The organism is Photobacterium aquae (genome assembly GCF_001029445.1).
In the GTDB taxonomy this organism is placed as follows: domain Bacteria; phylum Pseudomonadota; class Gammaproteobacteria; order Enterobacterales; family Vibrionaceae; genus Photobacterium; species Photobacterium aquae.
In genome coordinates this window covers 135,668-158,501 of record NZ_LDOT01000006.1, presented here as the reverse complement: position 1 = coordinate 158,501, position 22,834 = coordinate 135,668, and the positions used below count along the sequence as shown (strand labels likewise).

At 48.6% G+C, this 22,834-nt stretch carries 17 protein-coding genes; 3 read left to right on the top strand and 14 right to left on the bottom strand.

Going from position 1 to position 22,834, the window contains the following annotated elements; translation table 11 throughout:
• Positions 1 to 75 precede the first annotated feature (75 nt).
• The 10 genes from ABT56_RS06215 to ABT56_RS06170 form a co-directional block, all read right to left on the bottom strand.
• Positions 76 to 1,182, bottom strand: a complete 1,107-nt coding sequence (locus ABT56_RS06215; protein WP_047877995.1) for an AI-2E family transporter — start codon at positions 1,180 to 1,182, stop codon at positions 76 to 78.
• Positions 1,175 to 1,867: a potassium channel family protein gene (locus ABT56_RS06210; protein ID WP_047877994.1), complete on the bottom strand. Its 693-nt coding sequence runs from the start codon at positions 1,865 to 1,867 to the stop codon at positions 1,175 to 1,177. Before ABT56_RS06210 ends, ABT56_RS06215 begins: the two co-directional genes overlap by 8 nt.
• Positions 1,867 to 2,880 carry an HlyD family secretion protein gene (locus ABT56_RS06205; protein ID WP_084722183.1) on the bottom strand — a complete coding sequence of 338 codons (1,014 nt, stop codon included), beginning with the start codon at positions 2,878 to 2,880 and terminating at the stop codon, positions 1,867 to 1,869. Before ABT56_RS06205 ends, ABT56_RS06210 begins: the two co-directional genes overlap by 1 nt.
• A gap of 17 nt (positions 2,881 to 2,897) precedes the next feature.
• Positions 2,898 to 3,101 carry a DUF1656 domain-containing protein gene (locus ABT56_RS06200; RefSeq protein WP_157037791.1) on the bottom strand — a complete coding sequence of 68 codons (204 nt, stop codon included), beginning with the start codon at positions 3,099 to 3,101 and terminating at the stop codon, positions 2,898 to 2,900.
• 2 nt (positions 3,102 to 3,103) lie between these two features.
• The gene (locus tag ABT56_RS06195) at positions 3,104 to 4,726 is read right to left on the bottom strand and encodes a TolC family protein (RefSeq protein ID WP_047878158.1); all 1,623 of its coding nucleotides are present in this window, start codon (positions 4,724 to 4,726) and stop codon (positions 3,104 to 3,106) included.
• 64 nt (positions 4,727 to 4,790) lie between these two features.
• Entirely contained in the window at positions 4,791 to 7,010 is a 2,220-nt protein-coding gene (locus ABT56_RS06190; protein ID WP_420835121.1) for an FUSC family protein, read from the bottom strand.
• A 314-nt stretch (positions 7,011 to 7,324) separates the two neighbouring features.
• Positions 7,325 to 8,647, bottom strand: coding sequence for an amidohydrolase (locus tag ABT56_RS06185; RefSeq protein WP_047877992.1), 1,323 nt, complete (start codon positions 8,645 to 8,647; stop codon positions 7,325 to 7,327).
• 63 nt (positions 8,648 to 8,710) lie between these two features.
• Positions 8,711 to 9,805, bottom strand: coding sequence for a lipocalin-like domain-containing protein (locus ABT56_RS06180; protein WP_047877991.1), 1,095 nt, complete (start codon positions 9,803 to 9,805; stop codon positions 8,711 to 8,713).
• The gene (locus tag ABT56_RS06175; RefSeq protein ID WP_047877990.1) at positions 9,805 to 12,270 is read right to left on the bottom strand and encodes an ABC transporter permease; all 2,466 of its coding nucleotides are present in this window, start codon (positions 12,268 to 12,270) and stop codon (positions 9,805 to 9,807) included. The genes ABT56_RS06180 and ABT56_RS06175 overlap by 1 nt, the downstream gene beginning before the upstream one ends.
• Positions 12,251 to 12,922, bottom strand: coding sequence for an ABC transporter ATP-binding protein (locus ABT56_RS06170; RefSeq protein WP_047877989.1), 672 nt, complete (start codon positions 12,920 to 12,922; stop codon positions 12,251 to 12,253). Before ABT56_RS06170 ends, ABT56_RS06175 begins: the two co-directional genes overlap by 20 nt.
• 371 nt (positions 12,923 to 13,293) lie before the next feature.
• On the opposite strand from ABT56_RS06170, the gene ABT56_RS06165 reads away from it, so the two are divergent.
• The gene (locus ABT56_RS06165) at positions 13,294 to 14,757 is read left to right on the top strand and encodes a DUF2867 domain-containing protein (RefSeq protein WP_047877988.1); all 1,464 of its coding nucleotides are present in this window, start codon (positions 13,294 to 13,296) and stop codon (positions 14,755 to 14,757) included.
• 118 nt (positions 14,758 to 14,875) lie between these two features.
• Here ABT56_RS06165 and ABT56_RS06160 read toward each other — a convergent pair whose 3' ends face one another.
• The 3 genes from ABT56_RS06160 to rsuA all read right to left on the bottom strand — a co-directional run bounded on the left by ABT56_RS06160 (position 14,876) and on the right by rsuA (position 17,729).
• Positions 14,876 to 15,526: a DUF2913 family protein gene (locus ABT56_RS06160; RefSeq protein ID WP_047877987.1), complete on the bottom strand. Its 651-nt coding sequence runs from the start codon at positions 15,524 to 15,526 to the stop codon at positions 14,876 to 14,878.
• A gap of 8 nt (positions 15,527 to 15,534) precedes the next feature.
• Positions 15,535 to 16,725: a Bcr/CflA family multidrug efflux MFS transporter gene (locus ABT56_RS06155; protein ID WP_047877986.1), complete on the bottom strand. Its 1,191-nt coding sequence runs from the start codon at positions 16,723 to 16,725 to the stop codon at positions 15,535 to 15,537.
• 311 nt (positions 16,726 to 17,036) lie between these two features.
• Positions 17,037 to 17,729, bottom strand: a complete 693-nt coding sequence (gene rsuA, locus ABT56_RS06150) for a 16S rRNA pseudouridine(516) synthase RsuA (protein WP_047878156.1) — start codon at positions 17,727 to 17,729, stop codon at positions 17,037 to 17,039.
• 337 nt (positions 17,730 to 18,066) lie between these two features.
• Here rsuA and ABT56_RS06145 point away from each other — a divergent pair, with 337 nt between their 5' ends.
• Both ABT56_RS06145 and radD read left to right on the top strand, forming a co-directional pair.
• Positions 18,067 to 18,561: a GNAT family N-acetyltransferase gene (locus ABT56_RS06145; protein ID WP_047877985.1), complete on the top strand. Its 495-nt coding sequence runs from the start codon at positions 18,067 to 18,069 to the stop codon at positions 18,559 to 18,561.
• 118 nt (positions 18,562 to 18,679) lie between these two features.
• Positions 18,680 to 20,425: a DNA repair helicase RadD gene (radD, locus tag ABT56_RS06140; RefSeq protein ID WP_047877984.1), complete on the top strand. Its 1,746-nt coding sequence runs from the start codon at positions 18,680 to 18,682 to the stop codon at positions 20,423 to 20,425.
• 73 nt (positions 20,426 to 20,498) lie between these two features.
• Here the strand turns inward: radD and ABT56_RS06135 are convergent, their stop codons facing one another.
• Positions 20,499 to 22,646: a TonB-dependent hemoglobin/transferrin/lactoferrin family receptor gene (locus ABT56_RS06135; RefSeq protein WP_053062391.1), complete on the bottom strand. Its 2,148-nt coding sequence runs from the start codon at positions 22,644 to 22,646 to the stop codon at positions 20,499 to 20,501.
• Positions 22,647 to 22,834 lie beyond the last annotated feature (188 nt).

The following is a 22,834-nucleotide window of genomic DNA, read 5'->3' as shown; positions in this document are numbered from 1 at the left end:
GCCAAATCAGCGAGGATGTCCAACAATCCTAACCTACGCTTTATGATTACTCAGCATGCAGCAGTCGCAAATCACTTAGCCTGCTTCCTGACTCTTATCGGCATTCTGCGGTTGCTGGGGCATTTTCACCCAATGCATAAATAGCTCATACCAAAGGGCAAGCACCACCGCACCAACGAACAAACCAATAATACCGGCGGCGATCATCCCACCAATGGCACCAATCAAAATAACCGGCATCGGAATATCAACACCTCGCCCCATCAACATCGGCTTAAGAATATTGTCTGACAGGCCCGCAAGGATAACCCACACAGTAAAAATAGTGGCCGGTGTTGTATCCATATAGGAAAACACGTAAATAATCACAGGAAGAACGACTAGCAATGCTGGCAACTGAGCAATCGCAAGAATAAAGACCAGTAAAGTCAGTACACCCGCCGCCGGAATTCTGAAAACAAAGAACCCAGCACCAATTAATACGGCTTGAATAAAGGCGACCCCAACGACCCCCAGCAACACACTACGCACTGTTGCCGCAATTAAATTGGCCCACTCTTCACCATTTTTACCCACCACCCGAACGGCTATCTTATCCACGGCGGCGGTCATTGTTTCAGAATGCGTCATAAACCCAGCTGCAATAAGCAACGAGATAATAAACATAACCACAGTGGCAATGCCGCTTCCCAACATCCCCGCAAACGCCGCCACACCCGATTTAATTTCTGGCAGGAACTTCACAACAGCCTGTTCGAGGTTATAGGCAAATAAGGCCCATACGTCATAGAGCTTCTGGCCAATAAGCGGTATCGCGGCAACTTTATCGGTCGGTCCCGGAATTTTGACACTTTCGCCCTGAAGGATATCCGTGACATTAACGATTCCATCGTAAACAGAGCCCATCACCATAATCAGTGGGATGATCAAAATAGCCACCCCCAACAGCGCCAGCAAGGTAGCTGCCATGCCCCGCTTTCCGCCCAGCATATTCGCTAGCTTTGTCGTCAGGGGCATCAACGCAACAGCGATGATCGCCCCCCACATGACGGGGATGATAAAAGGTTTGATGATGTCGTACGTCCACACCACCAAAACAAACAGCAAGCCTATCCGAATTGCCGACTCGACCATATTGTTCACGAAAATACTGCTGTTGCGTCGTTCAATCTCTTTATCCATCATTTTCTTCCTGACTGGTTGATACTGATGATTGATTGCTCTGACTCGCGCCCACCAAACTCGCCACGACGATAGCCATATAAAACACACCGGCAATGGCTTCCAAGTACACCACTACCTGAGCAAACGGTGACACTGGGCTAATATCGCCATAGCCTAATGTCGTAAGTGTTACAAAACTAAAATACGCCGCATTAGAAAAATTCTCGCCCCATGCCTTATGTTCCATACCGGTAAATGAGGTGGGGGAAAATTCTAATATCAGCAAATAGAGCAGTGCCCACATCAAGCCCAGCAGCAAAAACAAGGCTAATGAACCCACCACTTTGTTATTATCTATCGTGCCGGTAAACAAGATTTGGCGGGCAATCGACTTAAATGTGCCGAAGAAGAAAGTAAACATTAGCAGCATCATTGCAATATCGGTCTGCTGCACATCAAATACAGCCTTCATCAAAGCCAGTACAGCCCATATCACCGCTAATGTCATTAAAAAGCGATACCACGCCTTATCAAAGCGCAAACTCACCAGACAGACAACAAACGTCAATATCGTCAGAACCTGAAACAGTGCGTCCAGCCATTTTATCTCCAGCACCATATCGAGCGATGCACTGACCAGCAAAACTATAAGTGCCAGCGTCATATAATAAAAATTATTCTCCGCCGTAATTTTCCCCGCCATTAGTCCCCCTCTTTATTGTTATTGGAGCCACTTGTCCCAGCGATCACCGATACGTTCGAGGATGCCTGTAATGAAGAGCTACCAATGTCTCTATCATCTGGCTTATCTGTTTCCATCGGTCTCTCGCTGGTATCTGGCAGCAATTCTTCATCAATAACCATAATAGAAGCCGTCATCCCAAACCGCAGGTCTACCCCTTCAGGCAACACCCCCAACGTCACTTTGACAGGGATCCGCTGGGCAAGACGTATCCATTGAAAAACCGGATTCACGTTTGGCAACAAGTTATAGCCCGTTGAACCGTCTTTAGGTGCAATCCCCCAACCCAATGAATCAACCACGGCATCAATGGGGGTATCCGGATAAGCCATCAGCGTAACCTTGGCACTGTCGCCAATATGAATATTAGCCAGCTGGTTTTCTCTAAAATAACCAAATACCCAGAAACTATTCACATCAACCAGTGCCAACAATGGCTGATTAGCGACCGCCTGCGTCCCTTCACGGATATCAAGGTTCGAGACATAACCATCGACGGCGGCAAAAACTTGAGTAAACTCTAGATTAAGCCGAGCGGCTTGGAGTTTTTTCTCCGCGATCTGTATTTGAATCAACGATTCCTCATAGGAAATCTTGCGGCGGGTAAGATCTTTACTTGATACCGCCCCGCGATCCTTGGCCTGAATATCCAGCAAACGGTCATATTCAATCTTTTTGCCTTTGGCGCTAATTTTCGAACGCTGAAGGGAAGACTCAGCCTGAGACAACTGAACCTCATACGTAATCGGATCAATCTTAAACAGCAAATCGCCTTTACGTACATACTGATTGTCTTTAACCGCGACATACACAACCGGGCCTGAAACCCGGGGGGCAACCTTGATGATATTGGCCCTGACTTGGCCGTTACGCGTCCACGGATTCTTAAAATACACCTGGTACTTTTGATAGGCGTACATCAACGCCAACGCGATAATGGTCAGATTAATAATAATGACAATGAGCTTTTTTATCTTTTTCATAGCCACCCTTAGAAACGGATATAAAACGCGTCAATTGCTATGACATAAAACACGGTGATCGCAATAAAAGTCAGTGAAGGAAAGGCTATCAGCCGGGACAGGCGTATTTTGTTCATCACCAATACGGTTATCCAGCTAGCAATCACCGCCAGCACAATCACCGACAAAAAAGGGGAAAAATAAACATCACCCCACGCGAGTTCATGGGGCACGGTCATTGCGGACCTCCTGGATAACGTTGTTTATCAGGATCAATAGGATCACCAAATGGCGAACGCGCCGGGACAACCTGATCTGGCGACAATACTGGCAATGTCGTCGAATCAAGCTCCTCTCCCCAATCGGTTCGTGATTGCATCTGCTGTTTTAGCGAATCACTGACAAAAGCCTTGCCCGTATTAGCCTCCCAACCACCGCCTAGTGACTTGTACAAAGCCACCACTTGGTTGGCAACGTTACCTTTCACTACCGCATAGGCATCCTCGCTTCGGGTCATTTTCTCGACTGAATTGAGCAGACGCTCAAAGCTAATCTGACCATTTTCATATTGAGTCAATGAGATATTGTAAGCCCGTACCGATGCATCAACCGAATTAAGAGCCAGTGCCTGCTGCTCCCGGTTTAACTGATAAGACTCAAGGGCACTTGTCACCTCTTGCACCGCAGTCAGTACCTGCTTGTTATAGCTGGTCAAGGTCTCCTGAAAACGGGCATCTTCAATTCGAATATTGCTCTCAACCCTACCATACTGAAAAATATTCCAAGAAAATGAAGGGCCTAGAGTCAAGTTAAGGCTATCGTCAAATTGGAAATTGGATCCCGCAGAAACGGTGCTATTTATGCCAATCGCCCCGAAAAGCGAAAACTGCGGATAAAGATCCGCTTCTTTTATCCCTATTTGGGCGCTCTGAGCGTGGGCCTGTAGCTCAGCCAATTGAAGATCAGGACGGCGCAATACCAAACCAGCATCAACTTGTGTATTCAGTGGCATCGTGGCGGGTATCAATGAATAGTTATCATAACTCTCCATCATGCGTCGATGGCCGGGTTGGCTGTACTTGGTGTCGAAGGCGGCTACTTTATCTCCAACCCAAGATTGATTGAGTAAAGGCTCAACCTCTTCAGGCAACAGGCCCAACAGCACAGCCAACGCATTGCGCGATTGAACCATGCCTATTTTCAAGCTTGGCAAGGCCGACTGGGTGTTATAAAGCTGAGTTTTGGCCTGCTGGACATCAAGCTCGGTAACATCTCCAGACTCATACTGGATCTGGGTGATCCTTACAACCCTCTTCTGGATCTCGATGTTACGCTGAGATAACAAGACCCTTTCCTGAAAAGTACGGTAATTGACATAATTTCGGGCAACCTCAGCGGTAATGGTCACCAAAATATCATGATAAGAAGCAATGGCTGCATACCATCCGGCCTCGGCCGCTTCGACGCCCCTGACATAACGCCCCCAGACGTCCAGTTCCCAACCAGCATCAAAGCTCACACTCGCATTATCGAACGTCTGATTATTTTGATATATCTTGGCCAGATTGCCTGACAGCGTTTGTACTTGTGGGTAACGGAACGAGTCAGCAACACCCATGGCAGCACGGGCCTGAATAATCCGCAAACCTGCAGCCTCCAAATCAAGGTTCTGCACGGCAGCGACTGTCACCAGTTGATTCAGCGTCGGATCATTAAATTGCTGCCACCAGCGCTCTGTTCTGGATACGCTTGACTGGAAATCCTGATCGGTCCATGTACTTGGCAACTCTTTTTTTGGGACCCCAACAAAATTAGGCCCTAACACCGTACAACCGGTAAGTAGGTATACCCATACCATCAAGCTCAAAATACGGCTCAAAACGCCAAGCAATACGTGCCTTTTTGCTGTCAAACAGCGCCCCCTAGAAACGTTTGTGCGTCAATACATCCCAAGCCACTTTTTCATTTGCCCGATAGCAAGCAAGCAGCGATTCGAATAAGTTTTTCTTCAAGTTTAGGAAAATATAGAAATAGGCAATGTCTGAATTCGTATTTTTTTGCCATTCTTGTTCAGTAAAAAATTGATCAAGCCTTGCCTCCAGCTCCTGATAGTCGTGCTGGACATCTGCTGGAACCAAATGCGATACCTTGGGATCGCCAGCCAAATACTCAACCAAAAATGGGATCACTTTATCGCGATGCTGCTGACGAGCAGTATGGACTAATGGGCTCACCTCTAATTTAGACTCCGCCTGCTGCAAGGTCAGCAAATGGTGAAACACCAAGTCACATTGAGAAGCATACTCGCCCAGCTCACTTGGTGTTGCCCCCGGGAACAAATCACCATCGACCTTGCTCGACCACAGGGTCAATTTTGCCAATGCCGTCTTGGCTACCGTCACATGCCAGCGCATAGACAAACGTTGCCACCCATTAAGTTCAGGTTGCTGAACCAACCAGACAATGGCCGAAACATGGCGGAAAAAGCGCTCCCTCATCACCATGACCAAATGCTCGGCTTTGGAGGAAAACGGAAAGAAATGGGCCACGACAACCACACCTACCACCAAATAAAACAGGGAAACGATAGTCAGGGTGATCCCGAAGTGATAGACCATGGAGTTATCGATCCCCATGGTGAACAATCCCAGTAAAAAGAAAATTGTCACAGGCCCCTTCAGGGCATAGAAAGCAACAAACGTATAGGCAAAGATAAATGCCCCCAATTCCGCCCCTAGGGTCAGCTCTGGCAACAAGAAGACATAGGCAGGCACAGAGACAACAAAGCCCAGCGTAAACAGTACAAACAATGCCGCTGGGTGCATCGGCATAAACGAAAGAATAGAAACGAAAATAGTGCCGAAAATAACAAAGTTATAGCCACCAGGCGGATTGGCGTAAATCCAAAATAACCCTGTCGCCCAATAGATAACAAACACCTTTATGGCAGTCTTGGCATTCTCCGCATCCCACCAGATGAAAGCCGGCTTTTCAGCCAATAATGGCAAAGAGAACCCCACCTTACCGGTTAGCGAGTTGATGCTACTGATACAACTTTGCAACTGAACAAGCCTTTCACGTAAAGCCCCAAATAAATAACAACTACTGATGGCCTCACCGCGATACAAATGGCTTTCCCCTTCGAGCTTTTGTTTATCGACGGCCAGTTGGGGGATGGCTTCCGGCGGGAAAGCCTCACGACTATGCCAAGCGTCAGGTAGAGCCTCAAACAGGGCAATCAGTTCATCACGTATGCCAGCATAGTCTTGAATAAATTCGGCTGGATGCCCGCCAGCCCGAGAATGATCTTTGGCGGCAAACATCAACAAATTCGTTATTTGGCTAAACAGGGCTATCGTGCCGTCCCATTCTTTTTTATAAGCCGAAATTTCGCTACATTCTGCGCTCAGGGTCTGGTAACGCCCCTCCAATGCCTGCTGCGCGGCGTAAACCGCCTTACTGAGATCGGCAACCGTTACAGTTGCTTGCTCATCCTCTGCCTGCGAGCCCTCCCCAGCATCAGGGGGGGCAACTGGCAATAGTGCTTCCGGGCTATCCTCACCGACAGGTATTTGTACCTGATCGGACACTGGCTGGCTGATATGTTCAAACAGGGCCTGCTGACTTGCCACTAACTCTCCCGCGAGCTTGTGAAGATTCTGCTCGACACGAGGCGGGAACAAAAACACGCCTACCAAAGTGTAAACGACGACACCAAAGATAGTCATGAAGGTTCGCTCGACACCGTATAGAAACGCACCTTCAGCATCTCCCCCGTTGTACATCATCATGATCATCACGCCTGTCAGCATGAACAAAGTAGGATCTTTTTGGTAGGCAGAGCGAAGGTAGAAGACTATCGTGATGGCAATAGAGACACTGAGCATGTAGAACATACGGTCTTGGGCAAATGCGCCCACAAGACACAATCCAATGATCCCACCGGCAATGGTACCCAATACCCGCAACGTTCCTTTGGCCAAAGACTCTCGACGGCTACCGGTTGTGGCAATGAGCATAACGGTCGTTGCAGCCGTAGAGGGCTGACTCCATCCCATGGCCATAGGTATAAGAAACGCTAAGGTCAGGCTGATAGCAACCCGGAAGGCAAACTTGAATGTATCGCTAAAACAAAAAGGCACCAGCCATGTCGACGGATCACGCCACTGAATAGCCTCTTCCGCTACTGTCTCTTCTGCTACTGTCTCATTCGATGCAGAATGCCCCGTTGTGCCTGCCACCCATCCCCCTCACACTGCCAGATCTCGCCTGCGTTTGATCTTGAATATGATTTTAATGCTAGAAGAATTATGAGTTAGTGCAGGAATTTCCTGTCTTAACAAAAATACTTTCCTACGCTATGTATGAGCCAATACTGAGGATGATTGATAGACAAAAGCCCCGAAAATATCGGGGCTTGATAGATATTCAAAGGCAGGTGTTCTGAAGCGTAGTACTACACGGCAGCGCGATCGGCTCGACTATGGTCAATGACCATAGTTTGACTAACGGCATTAAGTAGCAATTTGACAGCAGGCAACATTCGGCTTTCGTCGATATCAAAATCACCGTTGTGGTGACCCGCGGTCAGATCAGAACCGACCAGGCAGTAAATCGCCTTGCCGCCATTGCTTTGGACACGGTCAACCAAATATCCCGCATCTTCGCTGGCACCAAAATCTTTCTCGCGGATCACTTCGCTAAACCCGCTGGCGAGGCCAATACTAGACAACAAATCAACTAACTCTGTATCATTTTCTAGCTCAATCGCCTCACCCTGCGGGAAAATCTTCACTTTTACGCCATGCATCATTGCAGAAGCTTGCGCGATATTTTCAACCTGCTGGAACATGTAGGTATTTAACTCGCGATTTTCACCACGGGTTTCCCCCATCAATACCGCGTTGGCCGGAATCACATTGCGACCGTCACCGGCGTGCATCTGGCCAATATTGATGCGGGTCATACCATCACGATGGCGAGGTATCGCCAACATCTGTGCGACCGCCGTACAAGCCGCAGCCAGCGCATTCTGACCGGCATTTGGCTCAATCCCCGCATGGGCAGGCTTTCCTGTAAAATGGATATCAAATTTTGAACTACACAGGAAATGCTGCGGATCGCAGACCAACGTGCCGCTTGGCACGTTCATGCCAATATGGGCAGCAAAGAAATAATCAATGTCATCGAGCCAGCCACTTTCGGCTATCGCCTTACCTGCGCGGCATCCTTCTTCAGCTGGCTGAAACAACAATTTTATTGTTCCGCACAGACTATCACGATTTGCCGCCAGTACTTCTGCAACGCCCAACCCGATAGATGCGTGAGCATCATGACCACAGGCATGAGCAATACCAGGAGCCAACGACGCGAACCCCAGAAAACGTGGGCGGTGGGAGTCATCTTGGCTTTCCATCACCTCAACCGCATCAATATCAAAACGAAGCGCAATCACCGGCCCCGCCTTTCCTGTTTCTAAAACAGCCCCCACACCGGTAAGGCCATCCATCTGAGCCAAGTGACCAAGATCCGCCCCCCAATTAAGCGCCCTCTCCTGAGCTTTGACGACCAACTCTTCATCACGCCCCATAATGGCTTCGCGATTGATGATCGTATCCCCGAAATGCAAGGTATAACCCATCGCTTCCAGTTGGCTGGCAATTCGGCTAGTTGTAAAAAACTCCCGCCACGCGGCTTCTGGATAACGGTGAAATTCACGCCGGTGATTCATCAATCGCTGAGTTAGTGAGGCTTCATCAAGTTGTAGTTTTTCTAACACGTCTAACTTCCTATATGTCGCATAGAGCTGCTGACACTGCGCACATTATCTGGCCATGATCTATCAGTAGCCAGTCAGCTCCATAAATCCTTGTCCCGTATGACTACCAGAGACCACTATCGGCCCTTCCCAATAAGAGAATACAAACGGCAACCATTGCTCTTCTCGCACAGCATCTAACTCTAGCTGAATCCCTTTCGAAGGGATCTCCACATACCAATTCAGTGGATACGTTTTATCGCCATGGGTGGTGAATGACTTCGGTGTCAATCTGATAGCATCAGCATCAATCACCTCAGTGCGTCCATCCGGCCAACTCAATGAGCCAAAATAATAGGGGCGCGAATTTTTTTCCCTGATCTGATACAGCATCAGCGCACTTCCATCATTTAGGTGCAGAGAAAACCAATCCCAGCCGAGTTGCGATTCGGCCATGCCGGTACTACTCCATTCCCGGTCAAACCAACCTTGTCCCGACACCCTGTACGTTTTACCATCGAGAACCAGTTCCCCCTCGACGGATAGAAAAGGCGCACTGTAATAATAAGAGGCAATTGGCTTTGTCTGGTGTTTTTGGCTATACCCCTTGTCACCTTGCAAAACCCAATTCCCTTGCTGTTTAACGCGTAAATTAGCCTGCATTCCTGTATCGGAAAAGGAGACTACGGCGGGGAACGGTGAATCGCTAAATGAGTGCCACTGCCAATTATCCAGCCATGCCTTAAACGGATGCCCCATCACTCCTGCCTGCCCAATTCCCCCACGGGCAAAGCGTTCAGCCGCCCACATTTTTTCAGCTCCGGTCACAACAACGTGGGCCATATAACGCTGAGGATTATTCCAACCCGTTCCCTTTTCTGCCGACGCTGCCGAACGGAACAATGTCCACTGTATCCCGAACTGCTCCCCCGTCTCACTTTCTACGTTTGCCGTCAAATACCACCATTCAGTCCTAAATTCAGGATGAGGCAGGTGATCTTGCGGAAAGGAAAAAGTACGTCCGGGAACAACAGGGGCAAACTGGCTACCGCCATCTGCATTAAGAACGGACACCGAACGATTAACCGGTTCCTCTTTTTGCCCGCACCCCACAAGTGCAATACTGGCAATCATGACCCATAACATCAGTAACGTGTTTTTATACTGCTGTTTCAGCATTAGAACGCCTCCCGCAGTGACATCATGGCTGAGCGGTTTACCAAACGCCAAACATGCCAACCACCTGCAATCACCAACACCGCCAATGCCGAGCCTAACGACACTAAATAATCTACCGGGAAATATTCAATTGGCATTGTCCAACCAAAGGAGTATTTCAAGACAATATCTATCAACAACTGGGCCAAAATAAGCCCCATCGGCAGCGCAATCAATGCCGTAATCAGTCCCAACACTAACAATTGCCCACCACCGAGGATCGCCAATTCCCGTCCGGTCATCCCCATACAGCGCAGTAATGCAAACTGGCGCATCCGCGACAACTCTCCCGCCACGGTGGCAAAAAACAAGCCACAGACAGCAATAAACAACGTCAACTTACCAAGTGTCGCCGTGACAATGAATGTCCGATCAAACACATTCATCGCCTGAACCATCAACTCTGTATTGTTACGAATACGCTCAGGCGGCAAGCGGAAGGTTTCCCCCATCTCTGAAATCATCGCCATCGCATCGGTGTCGGGTTTAAGGTGAATAGCCAAGCCTATCTGTCCCCGGTGCGGCCAATATTGGCGCCAGCGTTTTTCAGGGATCATCACCTGCCCGTACGGATTGCCGTAATCATAATAAATACCGGCTACCAACCACTTTTTGTTAAGTGGCGCGGCCAAGGTGACTTCATCGCCAACCTTCCACCCTTGCTTGATGGCCAATGACTCACTGACAAGAACCGAGCGGCCAAGATGGAAACGCTGCCAGAATGAATCCAAGGTGGACTTCATGGACAAGGCACTTTTTTCCGCCTGTGACCCACCGATACTCACAACCTGCAACGTCCCCAGATCTGATGGTAGTTCTTTGCTAAATTGCCACCAGACGGTTTTCACCTCATCGCGTTCTGCCAGCCAACCACTCATCCGTGAGGCCATATTCAACGATGGACGCACGTAAATATCGGCCGACAACCGCTGATCCAGCCAAACCTGTGTCGTTGTTCGGAAACTACCGACCATAGTCTCCATGCCAATATTGGTTGCCAACGCCAGCATAAACGCCATTGCAGCAACACCACGATAACTCAAGCTCGCCGCAGCATCGGTAAAAAACCAACGCAAACGAGCAGAACGAGTCAGCTTGGCAAACAACGAAAAAAGTTGCCACACCAAAAACGGCATACCCAATGCCGAGGCAATCAAGATAAAGGCAATAAGCACAAATCCTGCCTGCTGCCCGTGCGGAAGTTGATAAATTGCCCAAGCCATGCCAATAAAGAAACAGGACACCAAAGCCTGAATGGCAAACTCTCGGCCGCTAATCCGGATCAAAGACATGTGCCCGGCCAAACGCGTTGGCTGAGTACGAATAAGGCGCATTAACGGCCAACCACAGGCAAACAAACAACCTAATACCGCTATCGCAAGTGATGCCAGTCCCCATTCCCACTGCCACGTAACCGATAGGCTCACATTGGCTCCGTATAGATCATTGAGGGTTTCAGCCACCGACGGTAATAATTGCTCAGCCAAGAACAACCCCAGAACATTACCGCCCAGTAAACCCAGAATAATCCAAACCACTAGCTCCAACGCCAATACGCGGGCCAACTGAAACGACGATACCCCAGCCTGTCGCATCAAGCCCACCAGCGGCTGTCGCTGTGTAAGAGAAAGAGACATAGCCTGATAGAAAATAAATAACCCCACCACAAAGGCCAGCATCCCCATCGCGAACAAGTTCATATGGAAGGCCTTGGTCAGCGGTTCAAGTCCGGCACTTTCCTGCTTTTCCAGTTTCAGCGCCATCGGCAAGGCATGCTCAAGGCGGCGCAGTTCCGAGGCAGGCATCACACCACACAGAACCGCATCGACCCCCGAACTAGGCTGAAGTTGACGGATCAGCGACATATCCGCGATTAATCGAGGACCTTGAATTTGCTCTTGCTTAACAACAACGACAGGTCCGATCGTCCTACCGCTCTCAAGGGTAAGTTGCTGGCCATCAGCAATATCAAGGTATTTGGCAAATTGCTCACCAATCAATAGCGGGTAAGGCGGGCTCATTAGCGATAGCATTTGCGCGGCATTATCCGACCCAATGCTCCGATGCCCTTTGAAACTGGAATATAGTGCAAGGGGATCCACACCGATAATATCGATATGCCGCCCTGAGGCTAATGCCACGTTGATCTGATCAAGCGGAACGCACTGCTTAAAACCTTCGCGCTTTAGCTGAACATAAAAGCCTTGTGGTACATGCAATGACGGCTGTACATGCCGAATACGGTAAGGAAAAGGATTCGAAAAAAGTTGCTCACCGTCACGGTAACTTTCACGGGCTTGCTGGTTGACCCCCATCACCCCAACAAGGAGTGCGATACCCAACGTCAAACCAAACCACAACAACACAACCTGCAACGGGTGGCGCTTGTAATGCCCCCAAAGCGCATTAGCGACGGGGAACGACATGCAATTGCCCTCCCTGTAGGCGAATACAGCCGCTCATATACTCGGCGACCTGCTTACTGTGAGTCACAAGTAGCAAGGTGCAATTCAGCTTTTTGGTCAAACCAACCAATAGACGTATCACCGCACCGGCATTGCGTTCATCCAAACTACCGGTCGGCTCATCCGCCAACAAAATTTGTGGCTCCATGTATAACGCCCGCGCTATCGCTGCACGTTGCTGCTGTCCCCCAGACATTTCCTCTGGGTAACGATGAAGCAGTGGCATGAGATCTAAAGCAGAGATAATTTGACGCCACAGTTCAGGCTTATCATCCAACCCTTTCAGTTGGCGGCAAAAGCGGATATTGTCTGCGGTTGTTAAGGTAGGCAAGAGATTAAACTGTTGAAAGACAAGGCCAATATTATTACGTCGTATCGCGGTTCGTTCACGCTCTGAAATAGCATGAATCGGCACATCACCTAACCACACCTCACCAGACCCAACCGTATCAAGACCGGCAATTAAATTAAGCAATGTACTTTTTCCTGAGCCACTCTCCCCCATCAAGGCAAGTTGCTCACCCTGCTTAAGTTGTAGCTCAGCACCCTGCAAAACCGAATGGTACTCATCACCATCCAAATAACCTTTGCAGAGCTCGACTAGTCGTAACATTATTGTCCTCAGTCAGGAAACGAAATCGCCTGAAATTTACAGCAATCAACTCTTGCGATAAAGCACTTTGGCTTAGTTATTCACAAAAGCTGCAAAGATCACGATAAACTGGCCACAATCTGGGCAAATCTTCTGGGCAGCGACAACAAAAACAATAAAAACAAAGTACTTAGCAGACAAACGATATCCACAACCGGTTAATTATCTGCCATCGTGGGGATATATTACCGCATTGACAGTTTAATAACCATTTTCCTCCATTACTCACAATTTTGCTCTTTCCCTTATGTTGTTACCCAAGCACCAAAGTACTTGGTGCTAATTTCCACTACATTTATACGAGGATATGACCGATATGGAGCATCACTTTTATGGAAGAAACGATTCTGGTCGTCGGAGCTTCAGGCTATGTGGGGAGTCACCTTGTTCCTGCGCTGGCCAATTCAGGCTATAAAGTACAAGCCTGTGCCCGTAATATCACACTGCTCCAACAACGCGGCTGGGAACATAGCAATAACATTGAACTCAACTATCTAGATCTCAACCAACCTGATAACTTACCCCAGTTGCTCTCTGGGATAGATACCGTTTTCTTTCTTGTCCACGGTATGAATCATGGCCATGATTTCATCGATATCGAACTCGAAGGCGCTCGCAATTTCAGCAGCGCATTGGCCAATAGCGACGTCAAACGGGTCATTTACCTCGGGGCATTACAACCCAGTGACGGTGAATCATCAGATCATCTAGCGGCGCGTCGAGCCACGGGAGAAATTCTACGCGAAAGCGGCGTGCCCATCACCGAATTACGGGCAGGCATTATTGTCGGCCCGGGTTCCGCCGCTTTCGAGGTGATGCGTGATTTTGTCTATCATTTCCCTATTCTGATCACCCCCAAGTGGGTACATTCTAAAAATTCCCCCATCGCATTACGCAACCTGCTCTACTATTTGCAAGAGCTACTAAAGTTCCAGCCCAGCCGGCATCAGATTATGGATATTGCCGGCCCAGAAAATATCAGCTATGCCACCCAACTAGAGACTATAAGCAAGCATGCAGGCAAAACAGCACGGATCCTAGCAGTTCCTTTTCTCACTCCTAAGTTTGCCGCCCGCTGGCTACGCATTGTGACGTCTGTACCCACGAATATTGCCCAAGCCTTAATTGGCGGCCTAGGCCACAATCTAGATGCCAACGGCAGTGCTATCCAATCACTGATACCACAATACCTCCTCAGCTACGATGAAGCCGTTGAAGAATCGCTTCGTCACGAAACCGAAGTCGTTCGCAGTGAAATATGGGGGTTCGACCCCGATGCCCTTGCCCGTTGGCAATCTGGATATGGCTATTACCCCAAACAAGCCGGTTACAAGCTCAAAACCGACGCCACAGCAGAGCAGCTATGGCAGCAAGTGCAATTAGTCGGGGGGAAGGAAGGCTATTTTTTTGCCAACGTCCTATGGCGGATCAGAGAATGGATGGATGCGGCCATCGGCGGAAATGCGATGCAACGCTACCGTAGAGATCCCAATACATTGGCTTTGGGTGATCGCGTTGATTCATGGAAGGTCATTAAACTCGAACCCAACAGGTTCTTGTCACTACTTTTTGGTATGAAGGCGCCAGGTCTCGGAAGGCTAGAGTTCACCATTGAGGACAAGGGCGATCACCGTGAAATTGATATCCGGGCTTGGTGGCACCCCGCAGGGTTTTCCGGTTTACTGTATTGGTTTGCCATGATGCCTGCTCACTTATTCATTTTCCGAGGCATGGCCCATGCCGTAGTAAAGCGCTGCAAAGCCAAAGCGCAAGAAGGGAAAACCGAGACCATATAGGCAGTGGCTAATAACAGGCTTATTGTCAATATTCTTCCCCTATCTCGGCTCACTGACTGGGATAATTAACATAAAAAACGAGAGCCAAGGCTCTCGTTTCAAATTGATGCTATCTTGCTTATTGCAAACTAGGTACTTCAGGAAGGTGGCTTCCTGCATTGTGCGGATAAAGCACATACTCGCCGTGATATTTCACGATCGACTTGTAATCCGTAACCTTATACAACAAGATCCCCTCGCCATACGCTGCATCTATTGCCTCCGGCACAGTACCACGGATAAACAAGGACAAAGGCTTAACTAACTCGCCATTTTCAGCAAACGCCGCTTTAGCCTGCGTCGCACAAACAACCAACGAAGCCTGGCCATCGGTATGGTGTGTCACCTTGCGATTTACTTCGTATTCGGTGGTAACTATCCACCCATTCGCTTCTAGGGCTTGGTAGAATGCCTGCAACTTCGTCATGGTTACCGCTTCAGCTTCACCATTGTCCTGCAAAATGCCACCATACGTCTTTTCGAACTGCTCAAACTGCTGTTTTAGCTGGGCATGCTTACCCATGCTTCGAGCTTGCTGTTGCCAACTCAACAACGTTTTAGCCACGCAATGGGCATAACGTTGCTGTTTGATCGCCTTCGTTACCCACGCACTAATAAAATGCGTTTCGCTAATTGGGTTTTTCGGTGTCTTGCCAGATTGCTGTGAGGCAGCAAGCTCCTGCAAGCCTTCTGATACAACTTTATAAATTTCTTGATAGAACGCCGTCATTGTTTTCCTTACGCTTCGCGTGACAGGAACCAGTAAAATGCCGCTGATAATAATGCACATACCGCCATGGTCAAGGCCATTGGCCATGCCGTCGCATCGGGCATCATTGCCACTAAACCACCTACAACTGTTCCTGTGCCGAATCGCAATGTGCCAGCTAAAGAAGATGCCGTTCCTGCCATATGAGGATAACGGCCTAGCAAGCACGCCATTGTATTACTACCGATAATTGAGATAGTACCGACGAATAGCATGACAGGGATCACTACCCCCCACAAGCCTAGTCCCAGTATCTGGCCACAAACCAACCCTGCACCGGCTAAAAACTGAACAGAAAGACCAAAGCGCAACATCCAATGCGACCCTTTCTTTCTGACTAATCGGCCATTAAGGCTAGTCATAACGATCAGGCACACAACATTCAGGCCAAACAGCAAGCCAAAGTATTCCGTGCCTACATTATATAAATCAATGTAAACAAAAGACCCGACGGTTAAAAACGTAAACATGCCGGCGAACGAAAAGCCACTGCAAAACACTAAACCAACCGCAACAGGACTCGTTAGCATGCGAGCGTAATTTTGCAGTGTAGAGCCAATATGAAACGGCAGGCGCTTTTCTGGGGGCAATGTTTCCGGGATCTTCAAAAAAACGGCCGTAATAATAACGACGGCAAATATGGCCAATACCCAGAAAATAGAACGCCAGCCAAACCAAATTGCCAAATAACCACCTAGCATAGGAGCAATCAGCGGAGCTACCGTCATGACCAAGGTGATAAATGACATCATTCGAGCAAACTCTTCGCGCTCAAACATATCGCGTACCAAGGCCTGAATAATTACTGCTGCCGCTGCGCCAGCAAAGCCCTGTGCAGCACGGATCCAAGTCAGCTCAATAACATTGGTAGACAACGCACAGAAAATAGCCGCAAGGGCAAATGCCACCACCCCGCCAATCAGGATCGGCTTGCGACCGTAGCTATCAGCCAAAGGACCATGTAATAACTGGCCGACCGCAAACCCGGCAGTATAGGCAGTTAATGTGGCCTGAACCAACCCGGGGCTAACCATTAAATCTCTGGCTATGGTCGGCATGGCTGGCAAATACATATCAATCGCCAACGGGGTGAGTGCCCCAATAGCGCCAAGAATAATGATCAGTTGGAAACTGAGGGTGCGACTGTGCTGTGTCGTCATGAGGCCCCTGTATGACAATATGAAGAGAAAATAGTGTACGACGGAAATTACCTATCCGCCTACATTCGAAAAAGATGAAGGTGAATGTCCAAGCAACACCGGATATTTTCCCCACTACAAACAGGAAGGTAGCAATATAGGATACGGAGAAGAATGGCGTCTCCCTGTCAGGGTATGTGACACCGATACAAGTGCTCGGAGAATGCTTGGATCTACAATATAACCTCAAAACACCTAGACAGAAACTGACCAAAAGAAAAAAAGAGGCATTTATAGCCTCTTTAATCAATATTTATATCCAACCAGCCAAATTACATAAAGGCTGCAATTTCCTCGTCGGTCAGCTGACGGTATTCACCCGGCTCCAGCGCCTCATCCAGCTCAACATCACCGATCTTCTCTCGGTGCAGACCGACAACCTTATTGCCAACTGCCGCAAACATGCGCTTGACCTGATGATATTTGCCTTCGGAGATTGTGATCAGGGCTTCGTTGTCCCCAAGAATTTCCAGCTTAGCAGGACGTGTCAGCTCTTTCTCACCCCGTAGCTGTACGCCATTGGCAAACTGCTCAACCACCTCTTCGTTGATTGGATCGGCAAGCTCAACGTAGTACACCTTCTCGCAATAATGGCGTGGAGAGGTAATACGGTGCGACCACTGCCCGTCATCGGTCAATAGCACCAAACCTGTTGTATCGCCATCTAAGCGGCCTGCTACATGCATCTTCTCTGGGCTCACTTCATCGAACAAAACGAAAACGGTCGGGTTGTAGTCGTCTACGTGCGAGCAAACAAAGCCTGATGGCTTATTCAGCATGAAATAACGTGGGCCATCAAAACGCAGCGGGCGTCCGTCAAATTCTACCTCGCAGGTTTCAGTGACCTTCAGCGCACCGTTCTTCACGGTTTCGCCGTTCACTTCAATACGTTTTTCTTTTAGTAGTTTACCTGCGTCTTTGCGGGTGATCCCAAGCGTTGTGCTAAGAAATTTATCAAGCCTCATTACTGGCTCCAGCTGATACATAAAAAACTATCATACCAACTTCCTCTCTTTGTTCACATTAACCCTCTTCTTTTCAGCTAAAATAGGTTCACAGAACACCACGTTGACGAATTCATATCCAACCACACAAGGAATCTTTGTTTTGAAGGAGATAACTGGTTCTACCTGATCTTGGCGAACATTTTGTACTACATGTTGTCATATTCTTGGACGAATCAGGTTTGAATTACGTATAACAAGGTACTAAGCTACCCATGCTTTCGCCATTGAAAAATAAACAAATAACAGTTTTATCACGGCAATTTGCAAACTAGTACCGAACAGTGAAGGTTACATTATGAACATTTCTCTTGTTGCGCCGACTTTATCATCAACGGATCTGCTGCTTAACCTTGTCGAGGAGCTCTTCGACTATGAAGCACTCCCACAGAAAAAAGAGCAGACCCTACAGGCCATCCAACAGCTCATTACGCAGCCCGAACTGGGTCAGTCATGGTTTATCGAAGCAGAAGACCAAGGCGAAACTCTGATTGTTGGCCATATCATTATCAGTTACTCCTTCAGCCTCGAGCATGGCGGACGAGTTGGCTTGATAGACCAATTCTACCTAAAACCCGATTGGCGCCAACAAGGCATTGGCACTATCTTGCTCCCACAAATTGAGCAGCATGTGGCTTCTGCCGGGGTCAATGCGTTATCACTCGAAGTCAATATCGGCAATCGCGGCGCCCGCAAGTTTTATGAGCAACATGGGTTTGTACCTCGCCGCCAGTTCTGCATGATGACCAAAACCATCACGCCTTCTCCAGTGACGATGGACATCGCCTCTTAGCTCGCCTAATACCTGCCCGCTCTTCCTCGAGCGGGCTTCATAAGAAGAAAACCAACGAAACCTATCCAAGCTGTAGTACACTGCCGATACTGAATCGTTATTCTGTTTTCTGTTATCCATGTATCAACTTCGCCCCTACCAACAAGACAGCGTCAGCGCTACCCTGCACTACTTCCGTAAACACAATACTCCCGCTGTACTTACCCTGCCAACAGGAGCAGGAAAAAGTCTGGTGGTTGCCGAATTGGCGCGGATTGCCCGAGGTAGAGTATTGGTCTTGACCCACGTAAAAGAACTGGTTGAACAAAACCACGACAAATACGAAAGCTATGGTCTAAAAGCGGCAATTTTTTCAGCCGGGCTTGGTCGTAAGGAAACCGATGAGAAAGTCGTCTTTGCCTCTGTTCAATCTATGGTCAACAGCCTCGACAGGTTTGATGAGCAATTTTCATTACTCGTCATAGATGAATGCCACCGCGTACCCGATGATGAAAATAGTGCCTACCGCCGAGTGATCGCCCATACCCAAAAGGTGAATCCTGGCATCAAGATCCTTGGCCTGACCGCAACACCTTATCGCTTAGGTATGGGTTGGATATACAAATATCATACCCGGGGACAAGTACGCACCGAGCAGGACCGCTTCTTTCGGGACTGTATCTTCGAATTGCCAATCCGCTACCTGCTCGATGAGGGCTACCTCACCGAACCCAAAATGATGGACATGGCTGTGATGGGGTACGACTTTTCCCAACTTCGTCCCGGCAACAACGGCCGCTACAAAGAGTCCGACCTCGACGATGTTATCGAGCGCGCAGGCAGGGTCACTCCAATGATCATCGAGCAGGTACGTGAGTATGCCAAAGATCGTAAAGGTGTGATGATCTTCGCCTCAACCGTCAACCATGCCCAAGAAATTCTGGGTTACCTCAGTGATGAAAAAGCCGCCTTGGTCATTGGTGACACCCCTCAAGATGAACGGGACGACATTATCAATCGCTTCAAGCGGCAAGAAATCAAGTTCCTGGTCAATGTCTCGGTACTGACCACCGGGTTCGATGCCCCGCATGTTGATTTAATTGCCGTATTGCGCCCGACTGAATCCATCAGCCTATATCAGCAAATCGTCGGCCGGGGGCTGCGACTGTCCGAGGGCAAGAAAGACTGCTTAGTACTGGAATATGCCGGTAACTGCTATGATCTTTACCAACCCGAGGTTGGCGATCCTAAGCCCAACAGTGATAGCGAAGTGATCATGGTACCCTGCCCGGCCTGCGGCTTTAACAACAGCTTCTGGGGCAAGCTCGATCCGGCAGGATTCTTGATCGAACACTATGGCCGTCGCTGCCAAGGCTACTTCGAAGATGACGACACAGGCGAGCGTGAAGAGTGCGGCTATCGCTTCAGGGCAAAATACTGCGAAGAATGCGGTGCCGACAATGATATTGCCGCCCGTCGCTGCCATCAGTGCGATGCTGTCATGGTCGATCCCGACAAAAAACTACGCGATGCACTCAAGCTAAAAGACGCGATGATCATGAAATGCCACGATCTTCGACTTGAAGCGGGGAAAAACAAATTCGGCAAGCCACAGCTAAAAGTCATTTACATTGGCGATGAGGGATCGGAAATCAGCGAAGTATGGCCTCTGTCGACCAAGGGACAAAAAGACGAGTTTACACGCAAGTTCGTCAAACCCCACCTTGCTGATAGGCATCGCCCGTTTACCGACACCGCGCCTAGCAAAGTCGCCAACAACGCGCACCGCTTCAGACCGCCAGAGATTGTTATTGCCCGTAAATCGGGTCGCTTCTGGGCAATCCGCGACAAACTGTTCGATCTGGACCAATATCAGAAAAACTGACCCGCGCTGGTGGGACAACTAACGAAAAAGCCGCACAGATGTGCGGCTTCTTTATGGCATAGACTCACTGATATCAGAAAGCGTAATCGAGAGTCACACCCCAGTTTCGACCAGGCTGAGTACGGCGGTCGATACCTTCCGTCGTCGCCGTTGCCCCCTCAAGATCCTGATATTGCCAGTATTTTTCATCAAATGCATTAAACAGACCAGCACGCAGAGTCAGATCAGACACCGGGCGGTAATAAGCCGTCAAATCAACCACGGTATAGCTTGGTGCTTCAAGGTTGGCATCAGCATCCTTATCCTGCCATTCATCCTTCGCGGCCGCCATGGTTACCGTCAATGCACTGCCCCACAGCTCCGAAGGCGCGTCATAGCCAAGACCAACAACCGTGGTAAACGGCGCAATCGTATCTAGCGTCTCACCCGTTTGCTTATCTTCACCGTCAAGATATGCCATCGACAAACGTACATAAGAACCCATAGGCGCGCCAAAGGCTTCATCTAGCCACAAGCTACCCTTAAATTCAGAGCCATAAATTCGCGCTTTGCCGATATTTTCATTGGTGGTGACTTCGACAGAACCATCCATCGTTGTTTGGCTACTGATGAAATTCTTGTAATCGTTATAAAATGCCGACAATTCCATCGCACCGATACGCCCATTAGCCCGCACACCGATCTCATAGGACTGACTCTCCTCCGGTTTCAAATCTGGGTTTGACTCGATACGATAGCCGAACATGGTATGGTCTTTGTCATAGTACATTTCGTAGATAGTTGGAGAGCGGAAACCCTCACTATATTGAGCATAGGTGCTCAGATTCTGATTCCAATGATATACCATACCTAGACGTGACGTTAATGCATCACTATTGTGCTCTTTCAGGCCAGACTGCTCATCAGGAGTCGCCGTGAAATCGTCGTAACGCAAGCCTGCCGTCACAACCATCTTGTCATCCATAAAGAACATCTGGTCCTGAACGAAAATGGCGCGTTTTTCAGAATCAGACGACGGGACTTCTTCTGAGCCTGCCTTATTCTTGCCGTTATCCAAATCGTAATCCCGATAATCCAACGCAAATGATTCATTGGATGCGGATACACCGTAAGTCAGCTCATGACGGCTTGTTGCGAATTCAAGACTCTTTTGCATCTGAAGATCAAACTGCAAACTATCATCTTTACCTGAACGGACTCGGTTTCGATTGCCTTTTGCCTCAGTATGGTCATAGCTATTGTGTTCCGCCTCACTTTCAGTCCAATTTAGGCTCCAGTTAAGGCTGTCAAATGCCACCAGATCAGCGAGCCACTCATGTTCGAAACCTATACGGTAACGCTGATCTTCATCTTCCCCTCGCACATTGGTGTAAATATATCCAGGCATACCACCGTCGCGCCCCTCCCCCGACAGAATTGAGCCATCGGCGCTACGCGTATAATATTCCCCTGTCAGACCAACACGGTGATTATCATTGATTTGGTAAAAAACCTTCGCCAATACATTATGGGAAGCAATATCATAAGGATCTGCTGCGCCACGATTTGGCCCCGTAATATCAGCTCCGTCACCGTGCGTTTCTGTCTCATGGCCATCGCGGTAGGTATAGATCACCATCGATTCCCAATCACCGCTGCGATTGGCTAACTCGACGGTGGCCTTGTATTCATCATTGACACTGGCATAGCCCGTCTTCAAGCCAACATGAGTATCATCACCCGGCTCAAGCATATCTTCAGGGTTCTTTGTCCGCATCAGCACGGTACCACCCAACGCATCGCTCCCGTAAAGCGTAGAAGATGGACCCTTGTTGATCTCGATGGCTGTCAAAGTGTCCACCTCGATCGTATTACTGTTTTTACGCATCACCTCTGCGCCAGGATTGTAAGAGGCCGGTTGCTGAACGCCATCAATAAGCACTTTGACCCGGCTACCACTCATGCCTCGGACAGTGAAGTCCTGCATTCCAAAACGGCCTTGACCATTCACCTGGACACCTGGCTCATACTTCAGTGCCTGTTTGACATCCGTTGCCAAATTATCTTCTATCTGTTCCGCACTGACCTTGGTAACACTCGAAGGGACATTTTTGATACTTTGTTCAGAGCGCGTTCCCGAGACGACCACTTCATCAAATACTGATACTTCGTCCTGAGCATAAATTGAGGGTGACAAAGCCATTACGATAGCACTTGCTACCAAAGTCAGTTTGTTGTTCATAATTCCTGCTAAAAATATTGTTATCAACAAAAGGTTTGCATGAATTATTACAAACACAAACGATAATTACTATCATTATCAGTGTGATTTAGATCGTTTTTTTGTATTAACCGTTAATTTGATCGCAATTTACACTCAATTAGGCACCTTGCTCCCAAGGATGTAAAACCCCTATCCGACTTAGAAAC

Excerpts from the sequence above, each read along its gene's own strand:
- radD (WP_047877984.1), top strand. The coding sequence starts at position 18,680 with ATGTATCAACTTCGCCCCTACCAACAAGACAGCGTCAGCGCTACCCTG.
- rsuA (WP_047878156.1), bottom strand. The coding sequence starts at position 17,729 with ATGAGGCTTGATAAATTTCTTAGCACAACGCTTGGGATCACCCGCAAA.
- ABT56_RS06160 (WP_047877987.1), bottom strand. The coding sequence starts at position 15,526 with ATGACGGCGTTCTATCAAGAAATTTATAAAGTTGTATCAGAAGGCTTG.
- ABT56_RS06195 (WP_047878158.1), bottom strand. The coding sequence starts at position 4,726 with ATGGTATGGGTATACCTACTTACCGGTTGTACGGTGTTAGGGCCTAAT.
- ABT56_RS06180 (WP_047877991.1), bottom strand. The coding sequence starts at position 9,805 with ATGCTGAAACAGCAGTATAAAAACACGTTACTGATGTTATGGGTCATG.
- ABT56_RS06210 (WP_047877994.1), bottom strand. The coding sequence starts at position 1,867 with ATGGCGGGGAAAATTACGGCGGAGAATAATTTTTATTATATGACGCTG.
- ABT56_RS06145 (WP_047877985.1), top strand. The coding sequence starts at position 18,067 with ATGAACATTTCTCTTGTTGCGCCGACTTTATCATCAACGGATCTGCTG.
- ABT56_RS06170 (WP_047877989.1), bottom strand. The coding sequence starts at position 12,922 with ATGTTACGACTAGTCGAGCTCTGCAAAGGTTATTTGGATGGTGATGAG.
- ABT56_RS06135 (WP_053062391.1), bottom strand. The coding sequence starts at position 22,646 with ATGAACAACAAACTGACTTTGGTAGCAAGTGCTATCGTAATGGCTTTG.
- ABT56_RS06165 (WP_047877988.1), top strand. The coding sequence starts at position 13,294 with ATGGAAGAAACGATTCTGGTCGTCGGAGCTTCAGGCTATGTGGGGAGT.
- ABT56_RS06215 (WP_047877995.1), bottom strand. The coding sequence starts at position 1,182 with ATGGATAAAGAGATTGAACGACGCAACAGCAGTATTTTCGTGAACAAT.
- ABT56_RS06175 (WP_047877990.1), bottom strand. The coding sequence starts at position 12,270 with ATGTCGTTCCCCGTCGCTAATGCGCTTTGGGGGCATTACAAGCGCCAC.
- ABT56_RS06155 (WP_047877986.1), bottom strand. The coding sequence starts at position 16,725 with ATGACGACACAGCACAGTCGCACCCTCAGTTTCCAACTGATCATTATT.